General features: G+C 44.8%; 17 protein-coding genes. 9 read left to right on the top strand and 8 right to left on the bottom strand.

What is annotated here, in order from left to right:
- The first annotated feature begins 4 nt into the window (after positions 1 to 4).
- From J7I42_RS02790 to J7I42_RS02765, 6 genes are all read left to right on the top strand, one after another.
- Positions 5 to 631, top strand: coding sequence for an HmuY family protein (locus J7I42_RS02790; protein ID WP_209137247.1), 627 nt, complete (start codon positions 5 to 7; stop codon positions 629 to 631).
- Positions 632 to 1007: 376 nt separating this feature from the next.
- Positions 1008 to 1826, top strand: a complete 819-nt coding sequence (locus J7I42_RS02785) for a heme/hemin ABC transporter substrate-binding protein (protein ID WP_209137246.1) — start codon at positions 1008 to 1010, stop codon at positions 1824 to 1826.
- Between the two features lie 3 nt (positions 1827 to 1829).
- Positions 1830 to 2882 carry a FecCD family ABC transporter permease gene (locus J7I42_RS02780; RefSeq protein ID WP_209137245.1) on the top strand — a complete coding sequence of 351 codons (1053 nt, stop codon included), beginning with the start codon at positions 1830 to 1832 and terminating at the stop codon, positions 2880 to 2882.
- Positions 2879 to 3748: a heme ABC transporter ATP-binding protein gene (locus tag J7I42_RS02775; protein WP_209137244.1), complete on the top strand. Its 870-nt coding sequence runs from the start codon at positions 2879 to 2881 to the stop codon at positions 3746 to 3748. Before J7I42_RS02780 ends, J7I42_RS02775 begins: the two co-directional genes overlap by 4 nt.
- A complete protein-coding gene (locus tag J7I42_RS02770) occupies positions 3714 to 4748 on the top strand; it encodes a hemin-degrading factor (protein ID WP_209137243.1) in 1035 nt (344 codons plus the stop codon). The genes J7I42_RS02775 and J7I42_RS02770 overlap by 35 nt, the downstream gene beginning before the upstream one ends.
- Before the next feature lie 177 nt (positions 4749 to 4925).
- Positions 4926 to 6050, top strand: a complete 1125-nt coding sequence (locus J7I42_RS02765; protein WP_209137242.1) for a PepSY-associated TM helix domain-containing protein — start codon at positions 4926 to 4928, stop codon at positions 6048 to 6050.
- Between the two features lie 137 nt (positions 6051 to 6187).
- Here J7I42_RS02765 and J7I42_RS02760 read toward each other — a convergent pair whose 3' ends face one another.
- The 8 genes from J7I42_RS02760 to hemA all read right to left on the bottom strand — a co-directional run bounded on the left by J7I42_RS02760 (position 6188) and on the right by hemA (position 15154).
- The gene (locus J7I42_RS02760) at positions 6188 to 7381 is read right to left on the bottom strand and encodes a heparan-alpha-glucosaminide N-acetyltransferase domain-containing protein (protein ID WP_209137241.1); all 1194 of its coding nucleotides are present in this window, start codon (positions 7379 to 7381) and stop codon (positions 6188 to 6190) included.
- Positions 7382 to 7540: 159 nt separating this feature from the next.
- Entirely contained in the window at positions 7541 to 8827 is a 1287-nt protein-coding gene (gene hemL / locus J7I42_RS02755) for a glutamate-1-semialdehyde 2,1-aminomutase (RefSeq protein ID WP_209137240.1), read from the bottom strand.
- Between the two features lie 10 nt (positions 8828 to 8837).
- Positions 8838 to 9812 carry a porphobilinogen synthase gene (gene hemB / locus J7I42_RS02750; protein ID WP_209137239.1) on the bottom strand — a complete coding sequence of 325 codons (975 nt, stop codon included), beginning with the start codon at positions 9810 to 9812 and terminating at the stop codon, positions 8838 to 8840.
- A 215-nt stretch (positions 9813 to 10027) separates the two neighbouring features.
- Positions 10028 to 10942, bottom strand: coding sequence for an oxygen-dependent coproporphyrinogen oxidase (hemF, locus tag J7I42_RS02745; protein WP_236065384.1), 915 nt, complete (start codon positions 10940 to 10942; stop codon positions 10028 to 10030).
- Between the two features lie 45 nt (positions 10943 to 10987).
- The gene (hemE, locus tag J7I42_RS02740; protein WP_209137238.1) at positions 10988 to 12028 is read right to left on the bottom strand and encodes a uroporphyrinogen decarboxylase; all 1041 of its coding nucleotides are present in this window, start codon (positions 12026 to 12028) and stop codon (positions 10988 to 10990) included.
- 13 nt (positions 12029 to 12041) lie between these two features.
- A complete protein-coding gene (locus J7I42_RS02735; protein WP_209137237.1) occupies positions 12042 to 12743 on the bottom strand; it encodes a uroporphyrinogen-III synthase in 702 nt (233 codons plus the stop codon).
- Positions 12733 to 13692, bottom strand: a complete 960-nt coding sequence (hemC, locus tag J7I42_RS02730) for a hydroxymethylbilane synthase (RefSeq protein ID WP_209137236.1) — start codon at positions 13690 to 13692, stop codon at positions 12733 to 12735. Before hemC ends, J7I42_RS02735 begins: the two co-directional genes overlap by 11 nt.
- A gap of 223 nt (positions 13693 to 13915) precedes the next feature.
- Entirely contained in the window at positions 13916 to 15154 is a 1239-nt protein-coding gene (hemA, locus tag J7I42_RS02725; RefSeq protein WP_209137235.1) for a glutamyl-tRNA reductase, read from the bottom strand.
- Positions 15155 to 15537: 383 nt separating this feature from the next.
- Between hemA and hemH the strand changes: the two genes are divergently transcribed.
- The 3 genes from hemH (at position 15538) to ileS (ending at position 21955) form a co-directional block, all read left to right on the top strand.
- Positions 15538 to 16563: a ferrochelatase gene (gene hemH, locus J7I42_RS02720; protein ID WP_209137234.1), complete on the top strand. Its 1026-nt coding sequence runs from the start codon at positions 15538 to 15540 to the stop codon at positions 16561 to 16563.
- Positions 16564 to 16579: 16 nt separating this feature from the next.
- Positions 16580 to 17110: a CopD family protein gene (locus tag J7I42_RS02715; RefSeq protein WP_209137233.1), complete on the top strand. Its 531-nt coding sequence runs from the start codon at positions 16580 to 16582 to the stop codon at positions 17108 to 17110.
- A gap of 1437 nt (positions 17111 to 18547) precedes the next feature.
- Positions 18548 to 21955, top strand: a complete 3408-nt coding sequence (gene ileS, locus J7I42_RS02710; protein ID WP_209137232.1) for an isoleucine--tRNA ligase — start codon at positions 18548 to 18550, stop codon at positions 21953 to 21955.
- Positions 21956 to 21959 lie beyond the last annotated feature (4 nt).

Raw genomic sequence — 21959 nt, 5'->3', positions numbered from 1 at the left:
CAATATGAGACACATAAGCCTTTGGATCGCCGCAGCATTAGTAGTTACAACAAGCGCCTGTAAGAAGGACAGCGATTCAACTCCTGCACCCCTGGAAGCCAAAACCGTAACCGACATTAACGCTAACCCGGCTGATAATGGTGGGTTTTCTATGTATTTTAATCTTACTACCGGAACGTCCGTTCCTGCTACTGATTCAGCCACTAACAAATGGGATATTGCTTTTAAAACAACTACGATAAAAGTAAACAGCGGCACCAGTGGCCCGGGCACCGCATCGGCTCAATTGGTTACCACCGGGTTTGATGATCTTATAGACGCTCCGGAGAATGGCTATGCAACAGATGGGGCAACAGGTTTTGCTATTCCTGCAGGTACTGGTAATGGCTGGTATAGCTATACTGGTGCAGCAGCAAGCGGCCCGCAGCATGCCATACTGCCTATTGCCGGTAAAACAATTGTTGTAAAAACTGTCAATGGTAAATATGCCAAGATCCAGATCGTAAGCTATTACAAAGGCAATCCCAATGTGAGCACTGCAGAGTTTGCTGACTTAGCCAAACGCCCCCTGGGTGGCTATTATACCATCAGGTATATGGTCCAGGCAGATGGAAGCAGGAAGCTGAAGTAAGTTGATCAGATGACAAGGATCCAGTTGATAGAGTTGACGGGGTTGATAGGGTTGACCCGCCTACGCCAAGGCTTCGGCGGGCGAAGCAGGAAGCTGAAGTAAGTTGATCAGATGACAAGGATCCAGTTGATAGAGTTGACGGGGTTGATAGGGTTGACCCGCCTACGCCAAGGCTTCGGCGAAGCAGGGTGATAGGGTTGATAATGGAAGTAGAAGTTGAAGTAAGTAAACCAGTTGATGAGTATATAAAGTGATGCAAAAGTAAAATAAGTAGCACTTGAGTGGTGAATGGTGAGTGGTAAGCAAGCTCGCCAAATTGCAGAGGTCTGAGGAATCGGAGACCCACTCACCACTCACCACTGACAAATTAAAGTTTATGAACAAAAGAATATTCTTAATCACATTACTCTTAATAACAGCAAGTCTCTCCCAGGCTCAGCAGCGAATCGTTTCCTTAAATGGCGCAGTGAGTGAAATGTTATGCGCATTGGGGCTGGAGAGTGCTATTGTTGGGGTAGATGTGACCAGCAATTACCCGGCCTCATTAAGTCAGAAAACCAAAGTGGGACATAACAGAAACATTTCTGCAGAAGGTATTCTGACCTTGCGCCCCACATTGGTGCTGGGTGTAAAAGACCAGATAAAACCCGAAGTGGCAGAACAGTTGACTGCCGCGCATGTGACCATCCTGTTATTACAACAGGAGTACAGCGTTGCCGGTACCCGCTCCTTATTGCAACAGGTAGCTGCTGCTACCGGAACAACTGAGAAAGCAAAACAAATAGAGGCCGATTTCAACAAACAGGTTCAGGCGTTGAAGATTGCCCCGGTAAAAAAGAAAGTACTCTTCATTTACGCGCGGGGAACGGGCTCTATGATGGTGGCCGGTACAGGCACACCTGTGGAGGAAATGATCCAACTGGCGGGTGCCCAAAACGCGGTAACTGAATTTAAATACTATAAACAGCTGTCATCAGAGTCGCTGGTAGCAGCCAATCCGGATGTGATCCTGTTATTCGACAGCGGCCTGCAAAGCCTGGGCAGTATAGATGGATTACTGAAAGTGCCTGGGGTGGCGCAAACCACTGCCGGCCGCAATAAGAAATTCATTTCAATGGATGGAGAGTTCCTGAGCGAGTTTGGCTTGCGATTGCCTCAGGCGGTAAATGAACTCAATAAAAAATTAAATCAGTAAGCTGTGAAAAGCAAAAGGATCACCATAGGATTACTCATATTGATGATCGGCACGGCCATAATAGCATCGGGGATCGGGGCTATGCATATATCACCGCAACAGGTGATAGCCATTCTGCTCAATCAAATTAAAATACATATTCCTGTTACTTATGATGAAGGGCTGGCTAATGTATTATTACAGATCCGGTTGCCCCGGGTAGTGGCAGCCATGCTCATAGGATCGGGACTTGCTGTTGCCGGTGCTGCCATGCAGGGATTCTTCCGTAATCCTATGGCTGATCCAACGTTGATCGGGATCTCTTTTGGCGCTTCGTTTTTTGCTGTACTGACCATTGTGGTATTATCGTCATTGCCCATTTTGAATAACAGTTCTTTAATACCCAAATATTACCTGCTGAATGTAACAACATTTGGCGGCGCCTGTCTTACATCATTCCTGGTATTCCGGTTGTCAAAAACCGGTGGCCGTTCATTGATCACCACTTTGCTGCTGGCAGGACTGGCGATAAATGCCATGTGCCGCGCGCTTACTGATCTGGTTACCTATGTGGCCAATGATGAACAGTTACGAACAGCTACCTTCTGGACCATGGGCAGCCTGGGTGGAATAACCTGGAGCAGTGTGCTGGCATTACTGCCATTCATGCTGGTCCCGATCATCTTATTACCCCGACTGGCAAAATCATTAAACGCCTTTGCGTTGGGCGAACAGGAAGCGGCATACCTGGGTATAAAAGTAAAGCGCTTAAAAACAATGATCGTTGTGCTGACCACCTTAATGGTTGGCGCATCGGTAGCCATTGCAGGCGTTATCGGTTTTGTGGGGTTAATAGTACCGCACATGTTGCGCAGTGTGACCGGTAGTGATCACCGGTTGCTGTTGCCAAATTGTGCCTTGCTCGGCGCTACCTTGCTCACGCTTGCTGATGTAGTGAGCCGGACCATTATTGCACCGGCTGAATTGCCAATAGGTATTGTTACTGCTGTAATAGGTACGCCGGTGTTTGTGTTGTTATTGATAAAACAAAAAAAGCAGCTGCGTTTACTATCATGATCGTTACGGCAAAAAATATATGCTGTTCCATAGGAAAGCAATCAGTGTTGCATAACCTGTCCTTTGAATGCAAGCCAGGTGAGGTTACCGTGGTATTGGGTGCCAACGGAGCAGGTAAGTCAACCCTGTTGCGCATCTTATCGGGTGAGCAAGCGCCTTCAGAAGGAGCTGTATTACTGAATGATAAAAATATTCAAACCATACCCCTTGCCCAACTGGCGTGTTGCCGGGCTGTATTGTCGCAACAGTATTTACTGAACCTGCCATTTAGTTGTGAGGAGATCGTAATGATGGGGCGTTACCCCCATTTCAATAATCACCCCACCAGGAATGATCATGACATTGTGCAACAGTGTATGCAGGAAATGCAAGTGGCGTCCTTTACGGGCCGATTGTATCAAACCTTATCGGGCGGCGAACAACAACGGGTACAAATGGCCCGGGTGCTGGCACAGCTGTGCGATGGGAATGCAAACGGGGGAACGGGCAAATTGCTCTTGCTGGATGAACCTACTGCCAGTCTGGATTGCCTGCATCAACAAACCTGTTTGCAGAAAGCCAAAGAGCTGGCGCAACTGGGGTATACAGTAGTGGTCATTTTGCACGATCTGAACCTGGCAGCCCAGTTTGCTGATAAAGTAATACTACTAAAGAGCGGTCAGCTGGTAAAGCAGGGAAGTATGGAAGAGGTATTACAACCCGGTTATATAGCCGAGGCATATGAGATGGAAGTAGAAACCTGGCATCATCCCGACTATCCCTTCCCGGTACTGGTACCGGCGAGTCATAAAATGATGTCTGTATTAAAAACTAATAACAAAAACAACATACATGAGTACGATAGCAGGTCTTTCGTTAAAGGATAAATGGTTGGTATTTCATAAGGAAAATCCGCGCATCCGCATTCGGGACGCTGCCCGGCAACTGGATACAACAGAAGCCGAAATAATAGCCGCCTTTGCAGGCAGCAGTGTAATTCGCCTCGAAAGCAAATTGACCGAGCTGTGGAAGCGCCTGCCTGAGCTGGGTTATATAATGGCCCTGACCCGTAACGAAAGTTGTGTGCATGAGCGAAAAGGCGTGTTTGAGAAAGTGGGCATCAACAGTAAACACGTTGGGATAGTGGTAGGGCCCGATATTGATATGCGGATGTTCTTTGATCGCTGGGCATTCGCCTTTGCCGTATTCGATAATGAGGCTGCGGCTTTTAAAAAATCAATTCAGGTCTTTGACCACCAGGGTACGGCAGTGGTAAAAATATTCTTACAGGAAAACAGTAACCACGATGCCTTCGAAAAACTGGTTCGTGAGTTTGAGGATACCCTGCAATTGAGCAGTCTTGCCATCCGTGAGCCTGAACCTGCACCTGCATACAATGATGACCAGGTTGATGTGGCGGCTTTTCAGCGTGATTGGAGCGAATTAAAGGATACCCATGATTTCTTCCCCATGCTAAAAAAACACCAGGTGTCCCGGTTACATGCCTTGCGTATTGCCGGTGAGTATGCGCGCCAAACTGCCAACGACCGGGTGACCGCCTTGCTGGAAAAAGCTTCTGAAAAAGAGCTGGAGATCATGGTATTTGTCGCCAACCAAGGCAATATTCAAATACATACCGGCCCTGTTAAAAAAATTGTAGCCATACCCGGATGGATCAATGTTATGGATCCTGCTTTTAACCTGCACCTGAAGCTGGAGGATATTGCCAGTACCTGGCTGGTGAAAAAGCCCACGGTCGATGGCATGGTGCATTCGCTTGAAATATTTGATGCCAATGGTAATCTGATCGTGCAATTCTTCGGTAAAAGAAAACCCGGAGCGCCTGAATTACCGGCATGGACTGAACTTGTAACAGGATTGCAATAGCAATCACCTGTTTCCGTAATGTGGAAAAGGTGCGGCCCTGGTCTCAGGGCTGCACTAAAAATATTTGCCGCGATTATTTTCTTATTGCGTAAACCATTTTACCGATTGTATAATGGTATTCAAGTGAAGGAATAGCATATTTGTAGCTATACTGCATGATTTGCGCAATTTTATACTATGACCGTTAAAAAGATTATAGGAAAAGTTCATTTGTGGCTGGGATTTACCTCAGGGATCGTTGTTTTCATTATTGCCATAACAGGCTGTTTATACGCCTTTCAAGCCGAGATCTCAAAAGGAATAGGAAAGTCTTACCGCTATGTAACACCGCGACAAACCCCTTATCTACCGCCTACCCAACTGAAAGAAATAGCTGAAAAGCAGTTACAAAAAAAGCATTTGCATAGTGTACAGTATGGAGCCAGTAATGAGGCAGTGGTAGCCACCTTTTACAACTTTGAACCTGGTAATGAATATTACTATACCATTTACCTGAACCCCTACAGCGGTGAAGTACTGAAGGTGAAGAATATGGACCGCGACTTTTTTAGGGTAGTATTATTAGGTCATTATTATTTGTGGCTGCCCGAAACCGTGGGACAACGCATTACCATTTATGCTACCATCATTTTTGTGGTGATGATGATCACGGGCATTATTTTATGGTGGCCAAGAAATAAAGCGGCAGCTAAACAACGATTCTCTATAAAATGGAAGGCCGCCTGGCGCCGAAAGAATTATGATCTGCACAATGTGTTGGGGTTTTATATGACCTGGGTGGTGATCTTTATGGCCATTACCGGTTTGATCTTTGGCTGGCAATTACTGGCAAACGCTATTTATAAAACTGCCGGCGGTAAAAAATCGTTGACCTACCAGGAGCCTTTGTCAGACAAAACAAAATGGAATCAGGCAACAGCCTTTCCGGTTGATAGATTATGGGGACAGATGCAAGAGGAACACAAGGATGCAGAAACAATAGAAATGCATTTTCCTGCAACGGACACATCGGCCCTTGAAGTAGCAATAAACACCGATGCAGATACCTACTGGAGAACAGATTACCGGTTCTTTGATCAGTATACCTTGAAGGAATTACCGGTTGAACATATATATGGCCGATTTAAGGATGCCAAAGGAGCCGATAAGTTACTTAGAATGAACTATGATATTCACGTGGGCGCCATTTGGGGTTTGCCCGGAAAGATATTAGCATTCTTCGCTTCATTGATCGCTGCCAGTTTGCCCATTACCGGATTTATGATCTGGTGGGGTCGTAGAAAGAAAAAACCTTCCCGATAAATCGAGAAGGCTGTACTAATCAAATACCATTAACCATTAAACCTTATCCTATGAAAACACAAATATACATATAAATTCATTTGTATGCATTTGTGTTTTCATTATTTAGAACTCATTAACATTCGCATTTAAGGAGGTTAAACTTTTAACCGTATCCGCCATTTGGACAATAAACCGGTAAGCAAAATGATCAGTAAGGCAAACACGAAAGACTTGATCAGACCCACACCACCGGTTAATAAAACTGCTGGTAAGCCAATACCTGCCAGATGGACCAACGGGTAAATGATATACGGTAACAGATAAGCAGTAAGTGTATTGGTGCCTGCGGGTTTAATAAGATCAAACCATTGTTGTTTCTTCTTGCGGTCTACCAGCCAGATCAAACCGGTAAATACCAGGATGCTGATGCCGGTGCAGATGGCTACCCATGATGGTGTAGCATGTATTTTTGAAATGCCCCCGCCTACAGGTCTGATGGCAAATCCGCCCACCAGCATTAGTACTCCCAATAGTAAGAAAAGCAGGTAACATTTGTTGTATTCCCTTTTTTCTGCCAGTGATGAATACAAGACGGCAGTAATAACACCCGCCATGGTAAGGGCAGGTAATGAGCCATCACCTGTGATCCAAACATAATGTCTGATGGGGTCCAGCATATGCAGCCAGCCTGCTTTGGTGGCTATGTTAAACAAGGTGAAGAAGAGAAATCCGCCTATAAGAATTGATAACCTTCCTTTTGAGAGCTGGAAAACAAGCGCAGCAAGCAGGTACGACCAGCCAATTAAACCCAGGATGCCCCACCACTGCGGGTGAAGCCAAACGGTGTGCTCCTTTTCACTGCCTTTATATACAGCAGCTAAGAACACCAGCAACGCGGTGCCAACACCTTGTAGGATTATCTTTTTTCTTTCTGACAGCGTGGAAGGATAATCGAGCCAGATAAAAAAGAAACCAATTGTTAGCAGGATCTCCCACACCGGTTTGGGTAGCATGGCAGCTGCATTATTATAATTCTCAAGATTTACATGAAAGAAACCCATTACCAGCAGTGCAAAAGAGCGGATCAGTATGTGTCCAAGAATATTGCTTTGTGAAGCGCCCTTTGCCCAGCGATTGCCAATGGCAAAGGGAATAGAGAGCCCGACAATAAAAAGAAAAGCAGGGAAAACGGTATCGGCCAAACCCATGCCGTCTTCATTGGCCTGGGTATGTTCTAGCCATTGCGGAATATCTTTCAGGGTCCATAGATCATTTACAAAGATCATCAGCAGCATGGTCAATGCCCTGAATACATCAATGGAAGCCAATCGTTGTGTGAATGGTCGCATAAAAAGCTTTGAGGTTTACTGTGAATATTAATAAAAAAAGCCGTTTCCGGGGTTTTAATCCATCAACGGCTTAATTTAAATATTTAGTAGCTAATATGAGTAATTGGTATAACTGACTTAGTAGTTTGCCAATATCATTTATAAACAGTACTATTTATTTTATAATATCTCCTGCAAACTTTCCTTTGCTTTTTGAATGGTCATGTCCAGGTCTTCTTTGGTTAATGCACTGCACAGGAACCAGGTCTCAAAAGCCGAAGGGGGTAAGTACACGCCCCGTTTCAGCATGGCATGGAAGAATTTCTTGAACAGCTCATTATTCGCTGCAGCTGCTGATGCAAAATTGATAATGGGGTGTTCGCTGAAATGTATACTGATCATGGAACCTAATTGGTTGATCACATACGGGGTGCCGCTTGCTTTCAATACCTCATCCAGTCCTTTGCGCAGATAGCTGGTGGACTCATCCAGCTGTTTATATATGGAAGGATTTTCTTTCAGAGTTTTCAACATTACATAACCGGCGATCATGGCCAGCGGGTTACCGCTTAAGGTACCTGCCTGATACACATTACCCAATGGAGAAATGTGTTGCATGATCTCTTTTTTACCGCCAAATGCACCTACAGGCATACCTCCACCGATCACTTTACCATAGGTTACCAGGTCGGCATTTACTTGCAGGCGTTCCTGTGCACCGCCAGGTGCGAGTCTGAACCCGGTCATTACTTCATCCATGATGAAGACAATACCCTGTAAATCGCAAATAGCCCGTAAGCCCTTCAGAAAGCCTTCCTGGGGTAAAATACAACCCATGTTGCCAGCCACTGGTTCAATAATGATAGCGGCAATTTCATTGTGATGTTCTGCCACCAGTTGTTTAACCGCGTCAAGGTCATTATAGGCGCAGGTAAGAGTATCGTTTGCCACACCGGCGGTAACGCCTGGTACGGTCTGAATATTAAAAGTAGCCAAACCACTGCCTGCTTTTACCAGGAACGAATCGGCATGACCATGATAGCAACCTTCAAACTTGATGATCTTGTTGCGACCGGTATAACCTCTTGCCAGCCTGATGGCACTCATACAGGCTTCTGTGCCGCTGCTTACCATGCGAATGAGGTCTACATTGGGCGCCATGCTGATAATAAGCTCTGCCATTTCGATTTCCAGTTCGGTAGGCGCGCCAAATGAAGTGGAGTATTGTGCATAGTCCTGAATGGCCTTCACAACCGGCTCATACGCATGGCCAAGGATCATGGGGCCCCATGAGTTGATGTAGTCGATATAGCGGTTGCCATCGGCATCGAACATATAGGCGCCTTTGGCCGATTTCATGAACACAGGTGTTCCACCCACGCTTTTAAAAGCCCGAACGGGAGAGTTTACACCGCCGGGAATGCTTTGCTGCGCCCGGTTGAATAATGCAATACTTTTCTCAATCATAGTAAGTGCTTTAGCTAATTAGTTTTACGGCATCTTTGGCAAAGTAGGTAGCAATGAGATCTGCGCCGGCCCTTTTAATGGCAGTAAGGGTTTCCAGGATGGCTTTGTTCTCATCTATCCAGCCCATTTTTGCAGCGGCTTTTATCATGGCATATTCACCACTGATATTATACGCACTAACGGGTACTGATACTGCATTCTTAACTTCCCGAATGATATCCAGGTACGCCAGTGCTGGCTTTACCATTACAATATCAGCGCCTTCTTCAACATCCATCAGGGTTTCTTTAACCGCTTCAATCCGGTTGCTGTAATCCATCTGATAGGTTTTCTTATCTCCAAAACCAGGCGCACTGTCCAATGCATCCCGGAAGGGGCCATAAAAGCACGAGGCGTATTTGGCGCTATAGCTCATAATACCGGTCTTGTTCAGTCCATGTTCTTCCAGTGCTTCGCGAATGGCAGCAATACGTCCGTCCATCATATCACTGGGGGCTACAAAGTCAGCGCCAGCCTGGGCATGACTTACACTCATTTGCGCCAGCACTTCCACCGTAGCGTCGTTCACAATTTCAGATCCTTCAACAATACCATCGTGCCCAAAAGAAGAGAATGGGTCAAGGGCTACGTCGGTCATCACCAGCATCTCCGGACAAGCATCTTTAATGGCCCGGATGCTTCGTTGCATCAACCCTTTGGGGTTTAAGGCTTCAGTACCTTTATTGTCTTTCAGTTCATCTTTGCTTTTAACAAACAGTAGCACGCTTTTTATACCCATGCTCCACAGTTCCTTTACTTCCTTAACCGTGTTGTCGAGGCTCATGCGGAAATAGCCAGGCATAGAGGCTATTTCTTCTTTATAGTTCTCGCCCTCGTTAATGAATAAGGGAACAATAAAATCATTTGGAGTTAGAATAGTTTCAGCCACCATGCTTCTGATAGCAGGCGACTGACGTAATATGCGGTTCCTACGTTGTAAATACATACGTTATTTCTGATTTTGTGATTTAGCGATTTCGGGATTTAGAATACCAAATCCTAAAATCAACAATTAATTTTCTTTATCTCTGTTTCGTTTAGCGGAGATATCAGTGGCATTGAAAATACTTACCAACTCATTCGCTTCTTTTATCAATGGCTCCAGTTTTTCGTGTGGTACAAGTCCCCAAAATCTAGAAATCCCGCAATCCCGAAATGTCTTTATAGCCACTCAACCGGGTTCAAACATGCTTGCCACAATTTATCTTCCTCACTGCCCGGCTGGGGCCGATAGTCGTATTCAAAGCGTACGGTGGGTGGCAGGCTCATTAAGATGCTTTCTGTTCTGCCATTTGTTTTCAAGCCAAACAAAGTGCCCCGGTCGTGAACCAGGTTGAACTCAACATACCGGCCACGGCGAATTTCCTGCCAATGTTTGTGTTGTTCAGTATAGGGTAGTGATTTTCTTTTCTGTACAATTGGTAAATAGGCGGTAATAAATGCATCACCACAGGTTTTACCAAAGTTGAACCAAAAGTCTACATCTTTCTCTGCCGACGGGCGTTGATGATCATAAAAGATACCACCAATGCCCCGGCGTTCTTTATTACGATGCCAGTTCACAAAATAATTATCGCATTCTTTCTTGAAAGCAGGGTAGAAGCCAGGGTCAAACGCATCGCAGGCATTCTTATAGGTTTGATGAAAATGTTTGGCATCTTCTTCAAACAAATAATAAGGCGTTAGATCGGTTCCACCGCCAAACCAGCGGTCTGCAGCGTTTTCTCCGGCCTCGTCATACACTTCAAACATTCTATAATTGCAGTGTACTGTAGGTACAAACGGATTTACCGGATGAAGCACCAATGACAAGCCACAGGCGAACCAGCTTTTACCGGTTATCTTTAACTGATTGCGCATGGCATCGGTTACTTCGCCAAATACAACGGAAGTGTTTACGCCTCCTTTTTCAAATACATTACCATTGGCAATTACCCGGGTTTTACCACCACCACCTTCAGCACGTTGCCATAAGTCTTCTTTAAAAGTAGCCTTTCCATCTTCCTGCTCCAGGGCAGCGCAGATTTTATCTTGCAGCCCATGAATATAATTGATCCAATTTTCTTTAATGTTCATATCGTCAGTATAAAATACAGAGTTTGTTAGTTCTTGAGTTATTAATTAACCAACTACTGCACTCCTCCGGTATTCTTTTACAGCATTCACAAAAGCTCTGGCATGATCAACTGGTACGTTTGGTAAAATACCATGACCCAGGTTGGCAATATGCCGTTGTCCGCCAAAGTCGTTCAGCATTTTCTTTACCTCTTTTTGAATCACCGGTATAGGCGATAACAATTTGGCGGGATCAAAATTCCCCTGCAGGGTTACGTTAGGGCCTGCCAGTTGACGGGCCATGGCCGGGTTAATACACCAGTCGATACCCAAACCATGAGCGCCGGTAGCAGCCATAGGTTGCAAAGAATGCCAGGCGCCTTTGGCAAAGATGATCGTAGCTACCTCATCTTTCAGGGCTGCTACAATTTGGCGAATGTATTTTAAAGAGAAATTCTCAAAATCATCGGGGCTCAGTAAACCACCCCAGCTGTCGAAGATCTGCACTACATCTACCCCTGCTTTCACCTGACCTTTCAGATAAGCAATGGTAGTGTCAGTGATCATCTGTAACAGTTTATGCGCTGCTTCGGGTTGGGTATAGCAGAAGATCTTGGCTTCATCGAATGTTTTGGAGCCTTTGCCCTGCACCATATAACACAGCAACGTCCAGGGGGCGCCGGCAAAACCAATTAAAGGAACACGGCCATTCAATTCTTTTTTGATCAGCTTGATGGCGTCAAAAACATAATTTAATGTTTCGTCTACATCGGCCACGCGAACGCGGTTCAGGTCATTGATATTTTTAATAGGTTCTGGTAACAGCGGTCCCTTGCTTTCTATCAATTGTACTTCCAAACCCATGGCTTGTGGAACAACAAGAATGTCGGAAAACAGGATGGCTGCATCAACCCCAATAATATCTACCGGTTGAATGGTGATCTCGCAAGCCAGTTCGGGTGTTTGGCATCGTTCAAAGAAGCCATACTTTTCGCGTAAGACCATGTATTCGGGTAAATACCGGCCTGCCTGACGCATCATCCATACGGGGGGACGTTCAACTTGTTCTCCTTTCAGTGTTCTTAATAACAGATCGTTTTGCAACATATATGTAGTGGTGTTACTTTTTAAAAAATTGAAACATTTTCTTTACCAGTTCTTCTTTACCAGGCCGTTCAGATTCTATGATCAGGTTATTGGTAAATGATTTTATCGCGTCAGCCGTTGTTTGACCAATGGCAAACAACACCGTTGTGGTGGGTACGGCATTGGCGTAAAAGAAACTTTGTACTGCGCTCGGACTAAAAAATAAAATACCATCATACGCTTTGTCAATTTTATGGGGCGTGCTGATGGTATGGTAAACGATCACTTCCTGTACCGCAATTCCGTTTTGCCGCAGTTTGCCGGGCAGCTCTTCCCGACGCTGATCGCCACAGAAAAAAACTACCTGCTTAATTTGTGTACTGTTGATTATTTTATCAGCCAGTTCTGCTGCGTTGTTGCCAACCGTGTGTATCGATTGATCGCCAAAATACCGGGCGGCCAACTGGCGGGTGGTATTCCCGATACAGAAAATATTCCAGTCGGGCGTTTCTCCATTTAAATAGGCCGCAACGGTACTTACTGCATTCATGCTGGTAAACACCACGGCGGCTGGTTGATTTATTATTTTGCCGATCTCTTCTTTGATACCGGTTGTTTGTGCAGGTGACGTGTCAATGAACGATACAACATCTATCTGAATATCCTTTGCCTTGGCTGCTAAGAGCAAAACCGTTTCCAAAGGCCTTGTGCTTAATATGGAGATCTTATTTGCCATTTCGGATCTGGTCTGCAATTGCCTGGCCGCCGTTTTCCAATAATTCCCTGGCGGCAATACTGCCCAGGTTGTTACTCTTAGCGACTGTTATTGTTTTTTGGATGGTTGCTTTCTCTTTTCCGTCTAATGAAAGAATGTTGCCTTCAAAATGGACCTGGTCATTTACGACGGTTGCCAATCCGCTGATAGGGGTGGAACAACCGCCCAGTAATGCCCGTAAAAAGTCTCGTTCAATGGCCGTGCACAGCGCGGTATCCGTATCGTTGAACAATTGACAGGCTTCAAAAGCATATTGATCATTTTCACGGCAAGCCACTACAATGGCACCCTGGGCGGGTGCTGGTAGCATCCAATCCAGTTCAATAGATTGTTCAGGACGCAAACCGATCCTTTCCAGACCGGCAGCGGCAAAGATGGCGCCGTTCCAGTGACTCTCGGCCAGTTTTTTTAATCGGGTATTTACATTGCCACGCAGGTTGTCGATGGTATGGTGTGGGTACCGGTTCAGCCATTGTGCCTTGCGACGAATGCTGCTGGTAGCGACGGTCAATGGTGAGTGGTGAGTGGTGAGTGGTGAGTGGCTCGCGCCATTTCCCTGCTCACTAAGAATGGCAGGAAGATCGCCCTTGTAAACTAATAAATCTTTATAAGAAGCTCTTTTCAAAACTGCCGAAGTAATAATTCCCTTTGGCAGTTGCGTGGGTACATCTTTCATGGAATGTACCGCAATATCTATACGTTCACTAAGCAGGGCAATATCGAGGCTGCGGGTAAAAATGCCCTGTACACCCATTTCGTATAAAGGAGTTTTGAGATCAATATCTCCTTCACTTTTTATATATACCAGTTCAGCAGTAATGCCATGCTGCCCCAGCAGGTTTTGTACCTGTGTGGCCTGCCATACCGCGAGCTGACTTTCTCTTGTCCCTATGCGGATCACTTTATTCATCAGTGCTTGTTCAATTTTTGCAAAACTAACTAATCGTGAAACGGCAAACGTGAAACGTGAAAAGGAAACCTGATTAATTTTTTCTAAAAATTATCGGTAGCCTAATCATTTTTGAGGCTGACAATTACGCGATCTCCCTGGATTGCAGGGTTTGGGCTCGGCTCATAGGGAGCGTCTGCCGTCTGCTGTCTGCCAGCCCGTCCCGAGTTGTCGGGATTTGCCGTTAATTCGATGGTGCAATGAACTCATTGATAGCTTCTATATAATAACAGCCACGTTGGTTATTCTGGCGCATTTTAGAAGCCATGCCATTTATTACACGTTGTATTTTCTCGTCGGCGTTTATAGTTTGGCGCGTAGCTACTTCGGGTGAAAGTCTAATGTATGATGGAAAGGTCTGGATCTCTTTTAATTTGGTTTTAACGGCTTTGAAAACCGGTACATGCTTGCGCATTTCGAACCATTCCAGAAACTCATCGATGTGTTCCTTTATGATGGCCATGGCCCTGGGCACTTCAGCTTCCCGCATTTGCAGGGTTTCGTCTTTCAGTTTCGACAACTCATCTACATTCACCAGGTGCACGTTAGGCAGTTCCTGGGCGCCCTCTTCCACATTGAAAGGGACCGACAGGTCGATGATGAGTTTTTCGCCCTTGCCTTGCAGGTGCGATTTCTTTATGGTGGGTTCTGCCGAATTGGTAGCTACCAGAATGATGTCGGAGGTTTCTATTTTTTCGGCCAGTTCTGATAAGGGAGCGTGATGCAGGTCAAGCTCCTCTGCCAGTTGAGCGGCTTTATCGGGAGAGCGGTTGATAAGTGTAATGTGATCGGCATCCAGGTAATCGACCAGATTCTTACAGGTATTGCGACCAATTTTACCAACACCCAGCAACAATATCTTTTTGTTGGAGACGTCGGTTATTTTTTCCCGGATGTATTGAACCGCAGCAAAGGAAACCGAAACAGTACCACCGCTGAGGTTGGTTTGGTTCTTGATGGCTTTTGAAGATTGCAGCACACAGTTTACCAGCCGTTCCATGAAGGTTTCGGTAAAGCCATGTTCTTTGCTGAATTTCACTGCCTGCTTTATTTGGCCTACTATTTCGTAATCACCTAATATCTGGGAGTCGATACCGGCCGCTACAGAGAAAAGATGCTCTATGGCTGCCAGTCCTTTTTTTACGTATGCTAATTGGGTGAAAGTAGAAGCGTTTCCTTCGGTTTGGGTGCACAGGAGGTTGATCAGTTGATCGGCACTTTCTGCAAAACCATATATTTCGGTACGGTTGCAGGTGCTTAAAACAAATAACTCATGCAAACCAAATTCGGGGGCTTTGGAAAGTAGGGTAGCGTATTGATCATTACTCACTGCAAATTGACCTCTTATCGCAGCATCGGATTTTTTGTAATTGATCCCGGCTATATAAAACTTTGTAATATCCTTGGTACTGTTTCCGTGCATGAATACTGAATTCTGAGATGACACTGCAAAAATACTTTCGGACTCGTCATTGTCCTAATATGTCTGTCATTACTCTGTCATTTTACTGTCTGATTATCATCATCTGAGCATATGAGGAAATTCATTGATCTTTTCACGGAATGAATTGAGGGTTTTTGCGAACGTTTGTTTTGGTAGAACCGTACATACTGTCAATGAACTGAATTTCAACTGCCAACATGGCGATTTTCGGATCTTGGGCGCTAAGGAGGCAAAGAGGTACCATTGAGGCTGATTTCTATGTCATCGGGTAGTAAAAAGCATGCGAACAGTTAACCAGGCAGCCGATCCAAATAAATTTGATTTTTAAGTTGTTAACCTGATTAATTTTGCACCCAATTATTATGACAACAACAAAAAAAGGTATTGTTTTAATGAATCTGGGCTCACCCGATTCAACGCAGGTAAAAGACGTGCGCCGGTATTTGAATGAGTTTTTGATGGATGAACGGGTGATCGACATGCCCTACCTGAGCCGGTTATTATTGGTGAAAGGCCTCATTGTTCCATTCCGGGCACCCAAATCGGCCCATGCCTATTCTACTATCTGGACGAAAGAAGGTTCTCCTTTAATGGTGTTGAGCAAACAATTACAAGTGGCGTTGCAACAACAGGTAACCGAACCGGTGGTCCTGGCCATGCGGTATGGCTCACCGGCACCCTGGACAGCCTATGATGAGCTGTTGGAAAAAAATCCTGACCTCGAAGAAGTGGTGTTGGTGCCTTTGTACCCACATTATGCGTTGAGCAGTTATGAAACAGCAGTGGAATACGCAAAAGAAGCGCACAAGAAAGGAAAGTATTCTTTCAAGCTGACTATTATTCCTCCTTTTTACGATAATACCCTGTACCTCGATTCTTTGGCTGATAGCATTAAGCCCTACTTACAACAGGAATATGATCATATAGTATTCAGTTATCATGGCATTCCCGAGCGGCATGTGCATAAAACTGACCCAACAGGACAGCATTGCTTAAAGGTTGATAATTGTTGTGAGGTAAATAGCGAAGCGCACAAGTATTGTTACCGGCATCAATGTTTGTTCACCACCAAAAAAATGGTTGAAATGCTGCAGATCCCCGAAGGGAAGTACAGCTATGCATTTCAGTCACGCCTGGGCAGAGATGAATGGTTAAAACCATATACCGCAAAACGACTGACCGAATTTCCGGCAGAAGGCGTAAAAAAATTACTGATAGCTTGTCCGGCTTTTGTGAGTGATTGTCTGGAAACCCTGGAAGAAATAGCCGAACAGGGCAAAGAATCCTTTATAGCATCAGGCGGTGAATCATTGACACTGATCCCCTGTTTGAATGTACATCCCATGTGGGTGAAGGCGATTGCGAGTTGGGTTACCTCATCAAAATAGCACATTACTTGTTCCTATGTATAACTACATCAAGGCGCTTCACATTGTATTTATTGTTACCTGGTTCAGTGGTATGTTTTATATTGTTCGGCTTTTTGTATACAATACGGAAGCAGGGGAAATGGCCGAGCCGGAAAAAAGCATTCTGCGCAAACATTTCACCGTAATGATCAAGCGCCTTTGGTTTGGTATTACCTGGCCATCGGCCATCCTTACACTTATTTTTGGTCCGTTAATGTGGTGGCAACTGGGCGTGTTACCCGGATGGTTATTAATAAAACTATTTTTTGTAGTGGGGTTATATGCTTATCACTTTACCCTGCATGCCATATACAAACAGCAAATGAATGGCGTGTTCAAATACAGTTCTCAAAAGCTGCGTATCTGGAATGAAGTTGCAACTATCTTTCTGGTTGCGATTGTGATGTTGGCCGTAGTAAAACAAAATATGAGTGTGGTGTGGGGACTGGTAGGACTGATTGGTTTTGTGGTAGTGTTAATGAGTGCGATCAAGATCTACAAGCGCATTAGAATGAAAAAGAAATAATTCGATAAAAAAACCTCCTTGGATGGAGGTTTTACTTCACTAATGTCTTTACTCCCGAAAACGGGTTGCGTTCGTAGGCACTGCACTTTGCCTGGATGGTTTTCCACAGGCATAACCAGAGATTAAAAACGGGAAGGGAGCGGATTACAAAAAGGTGTAAAAAAGAAAAACCTTTCCTTAGTCTTAGAATTTTAAAGGAAAGGGGAGCAGGACTACTCCCCTTTTTAACCCCTAAACCCTAAACCGTAGAAAAGGTTTTTCATATAATGAGGTAAACAGTAATCGTTGTTAAGAGCGTTTGTGTTAAGGACTTAATACTTAGAAAATATCGTACCAAAAATCACTTCATCACACATTTTAAGCCGCAATTATTTTCAACATTTTTAGTATTGTAAAGAGCACCTATTTAATTCCATAAATTATGCCAAACGTCAGAATTGTGGAAAACCTAGCTTAAATTCCTACCACGCGTTAAAAGACTTTCAAACAACTTCAATATTACCCAGATAAGTTTCAATTATCTGATATGGTATAACTATAACTTCAAAACAGCTCGTTTTCTTAAGAATTATAAATAAAAAAATAAATGGTAAAACATGCGTTTTTGCTACTAGTATAAATCGTGTTGAAACAACGAGAATATAGAGGCATGAATACCAGTAAGAAAGCTTGAAGGTTGCAGATGGAAAGTAGTGGAGTTGTAGTAGAGTGGCGGGAATGCTCAGGAAATGGTCAGGAGCTTGTCTATATATTGGCTGGTAGTTGTCTTGGGACTGTTTCCCTGTCCAAACCCCGGTCACATCCTAGTCAGATTCACTCCAGATATACTAAAACAGGCCATTTCACCGGTCATAATGCCATAAGAATCCCATAGGAATGCCATAAGAATGCCATAGGCTATGGGATTTTGATGGGATTACCAAGGCCGATTGTAGGGATTTGTATGCCTATAAGTGTGGACCTAACAGGGACCTAACAAGGACCTAACAGGGACCAAACAGGGACATAACAGGGACTTTACCCTTGTCAGGTCCTGGTTACCTCCTTGTCAGGTTCATGAAAACTTATAATAAGATTTTGATTTGACCCTAAGTAAATACGGTCGCAGGCTTTGCAGTGATCAAATGCATTAGTTCATTCGTTATAGTATTAATCAAAGAGGAAGGTAAAGGTGAGATAAGTTGGAAGAGCCAGGATCAAGGCATTACAAACCTGGGACCCGGAATTTCGATCATAAAACCTAATAACCTACGAACTAAGCACATAGGATCCGGAATAATGCATTAAAAACTAGGAAGTGTAAACTGGGCACAAGCGACCGGTAACCGGAACCCGCCAACTTTTCAGTACCTTTGCACACTTTTCGGGCTGCGGAATGTACTCTATTTTTCTTCGGCCCCCAAACAACAGTGTTTAAACAGATTTACCCGGAAGTATATGGCAGTTAACTACAGAGAGTTTCAGAAATTGAATTTGCCTGTTATAGAACAGGAAATGTTAGCTAAATGGAATGAAAACCAGGCATTTGAGAAAAGTGTGTCGCTACGCAACGACGCTCCTTCCTTTGTATTTTATGAAGGACCACCCAGCGCTAATGGAATGCCGGGTATTCACCATGTTATCAGCCGCACTTTAAAGGACCTGGTTTGCCGCTACAAAACCATGCAGGGTTTTCAGGTGAACCGCAAAGGTGGCTGGGATACCCATGGCCTGCCAATTGAGCTGGGGGTAGAAAAAGAACTGGGAATCACTAAAGAGGACATTGGTAAAAAGATCTCTGTTGAAGAATACAATCAAAAATGCCGCGAGGCCGTACTGCGGTATAAAGATAAATGGGACGACATCACCAGGAAAATGGGTTATTGGGTTGATTTGAACGATCCCTATATCACCTTCAAAAATGAATACATAGAGACCCTTTGGTACCTGCTGAGCAAAATGTATGAAAAAGGGTTGTTATATGAAAGCGTAAGCATTCAACCTTATTCACCGGCCGCTGGTACCGGTTTGAGCTCTCACGAGCTGAACCAGCCTGGTTGCTATAGAAATGTAAAAGACACCAGCGCTGTGGCCATGTTCAAGGCAGTACGGGATGCGAAGTCTGAATTCCTGTTTGATGCCATCAAAGATCAGAACAAAGAGGTTTTCTTCATGGCGTGGACGACCACACCCTGGACCCTGCCATCGAACCTGGGCTTGACGGTAGGTGGACGTATTACCTATGTGCTGGTGCAAACCTTTAACCCTTATACCCATTTACCGGTTAACGTGGTGCTGGCCAAGGACCTGGTGGGTAAATATTTTAAACCTGAAAACGAGAATACCGGTTTTGAGGAATTTAAAGAAGGCGATAAACACCTGCCCTGGAGAATACTTACCGAGTTCAAGGGCGCGCAAATAGAAGGCTGCCGTTATGAGCAACTGTTGCCATTTGAAGCTAATTCGCTGCAATCCATTACAGCATTGAACCCGGAAGCTAAACCTTTCAGGGTATTGATCGGTGATTTCGTTACTACGGAAGATGGTACCGGTATGGTACACACTGCACCGGATTTTGGCGCAGATGACTTTAGGGTTGGAAGCAAGTATAATATCGGCTTCTTTAGTGGTGTAAATAAATACGGTAAGCTGGAAAAACTGGTACTGGTTGACCGCACCGGTAAGTTCGTTGAAGGACTGGGCGAGTTCAGCAACCGGTACGTAAAGAACTACAAAGACGAGAAGGATTATGTGGATGTGAATGTTGACATCAGCGTAAAGCTGAAAAAAGAGAACCGCGCCTTCAAGGTTGAAAAATATGAGCATAATTATCCCCACTGCTGGCGTACCGATAAACCGGTGTTATACTATCCGTTAGATGCCTGGTTCATAAAAACAACCGCAGTGAAAGACAGATTGGTGGCACTGAATAAGACCATCAACTGGAAACCCAAATCAACCGGTGAAGGCCGTTTTGGTAACTGGCTCGAGAATATGGTTGACTGGAACCTGAGCCGGAGCCGTTTCTGGGGTACCGCCTTACCCATCTGGAAAACCGAAGATGGCAACGAAGAGAAATGTATTGGTTCGGTGCCACAGTTAAAAGAAGAGGCCGACAAAGCTGATAAAGCATTGGGTACCAACAATGCCAAACTCATGAACAACCTCGATCTGCATAAACCTTATGTAGATGAGATCATCCTGGTAAGCGATTCGGGCAAACCCATGAAACGGGTACCCGACCTGATTGACGTTTGGTTCGATAGTGGTGCTATGCCTTACGCACAATGGGGCCTCGATCATGACAAATTGAAAGCCGGCGACCCATACCCATTCAAGGCGCCATTCAACAAAAACTACCCGGCTTCCTTTATTGCCGAAGGGGTTGACCAAACCCGCGGCTGGTTCTATACCCTGCATGCCATAGCTGGTCTGTTATTTGATTCTGTTGCCTACCAAACCTGCGTATCGAACGGGTTGGTATTGGATAAGAACGGAAACAAAATGAGTAAGCGCCTGGGCAATGTGGTTGATCCGTTTAAGACTATTGAGACGTATGGGGCCGATGCCACCCGCTGGTACCTCATTACTAATGCCTCACCCTGGGAGAACATGAAATTCGACCTGGAAGGCATCAAGGAAGTACAGCGTAAATTCTTCGGCACCTTATATAATACTTACCAGTTCTTTTCGCTGTATGCCAATGTAGATGGGTTTGCTTTTAAAGAAGCCTATATACCGCTGGAACAACGGCCTGAAATTGATCGTTGGATCCTTTCTTCCCTGAACACCCTTATAAAAAAGGTAACTGAATATATGGACGATTACGAGCCTACCCAGGCTGGTCGGGCCATAGAAGAGTTTATGGATGAGCACCTTAGCAACTGGTATGTACGGCTGTGCCGCCGCCGGTTCTGGAAAGGGGAGTATGAGCACGATAAAATCTGTGCCTACCAAACCCTATACGAGTGCCTGGAGACCGTGTTGAAGCTGATGGCGCCCATTTCGCCCTTTTTTAGCGATGCGCTGTTCCAGAACCTGAACGCAGTAACCGGCAGGCATAAGGTAGAATCGGTTCACCATGCCGATTTCCCCGTTAGTAACCCGGCTGCCGTGGATGCTTCCCTGGAAGAACGTATGCAATTGGCCCAGGATAGCTCCTCGTTGGTATTATCATTGCGTAAGAGAGTGAATATCAAGGTTCGTCAGCCATTACAAAAGGTACTGATCCCTGTGTTGAATAAACACATGAAAAACCAGATAGGGCTGGTGGAAGACCTGATAAAAAGCGAAGTGAACGTAAAAGAAATAGAATACCTGACTGAAGATAACGGGTTTATTAAAAAGAAGATAAAGCCTAATTATACGGTGTTGGGTAAGAAATTGGGGGGCAAAATGAAAGCTGTAGCAGCAGCATTAGCCGAATTTACGCAGGAAGACATAGCCAAATTGGAAAAAGATGGCACAATTTCATTGCAAATTGACAACGAACCCTTAATATTACAGACTAATGAAGTAGAGATCACCAGTGAAGATATCCCCGGGTGGATGGTGGCCAATAAAGATGCTCTCACCGTGGCTTTGGATGTAACCGTGTCCCCAGAACTGGTCAGCGAAGGAAATGCCCGCGAATTAGTTAACCGTATCCAGAAGATCCGCAAAGACAGTGGTTTTGAACTCACTGATCGTATATTGGTAAAAGTAACCGAACACCAGGAGTTGAACCAATCGATCGCCCAATTTAATAAATATATTTGTGCGGAAATTTTGGCAGATGAACTTGTACTAGTACCTGAATTACCAGATGGCACCGAAATTGAAGTGAACGATATTCCAATAAAAGTGTTCGTTACAAAAAAAGCGTAAATGT

The organism is Niastella soli (assembly GCF_017742245.1).
In the GTDB taxonomy this organism is placed as follows: domain Bacteria; phylum Bacteroidota; class Bacteroidia; order Chitinophagales; family Chitinophagaceae; genus Niastella; species Niastella soli.
This window is presented reverse-complemented; position numbering and strand designations above follow the sequence as displayed.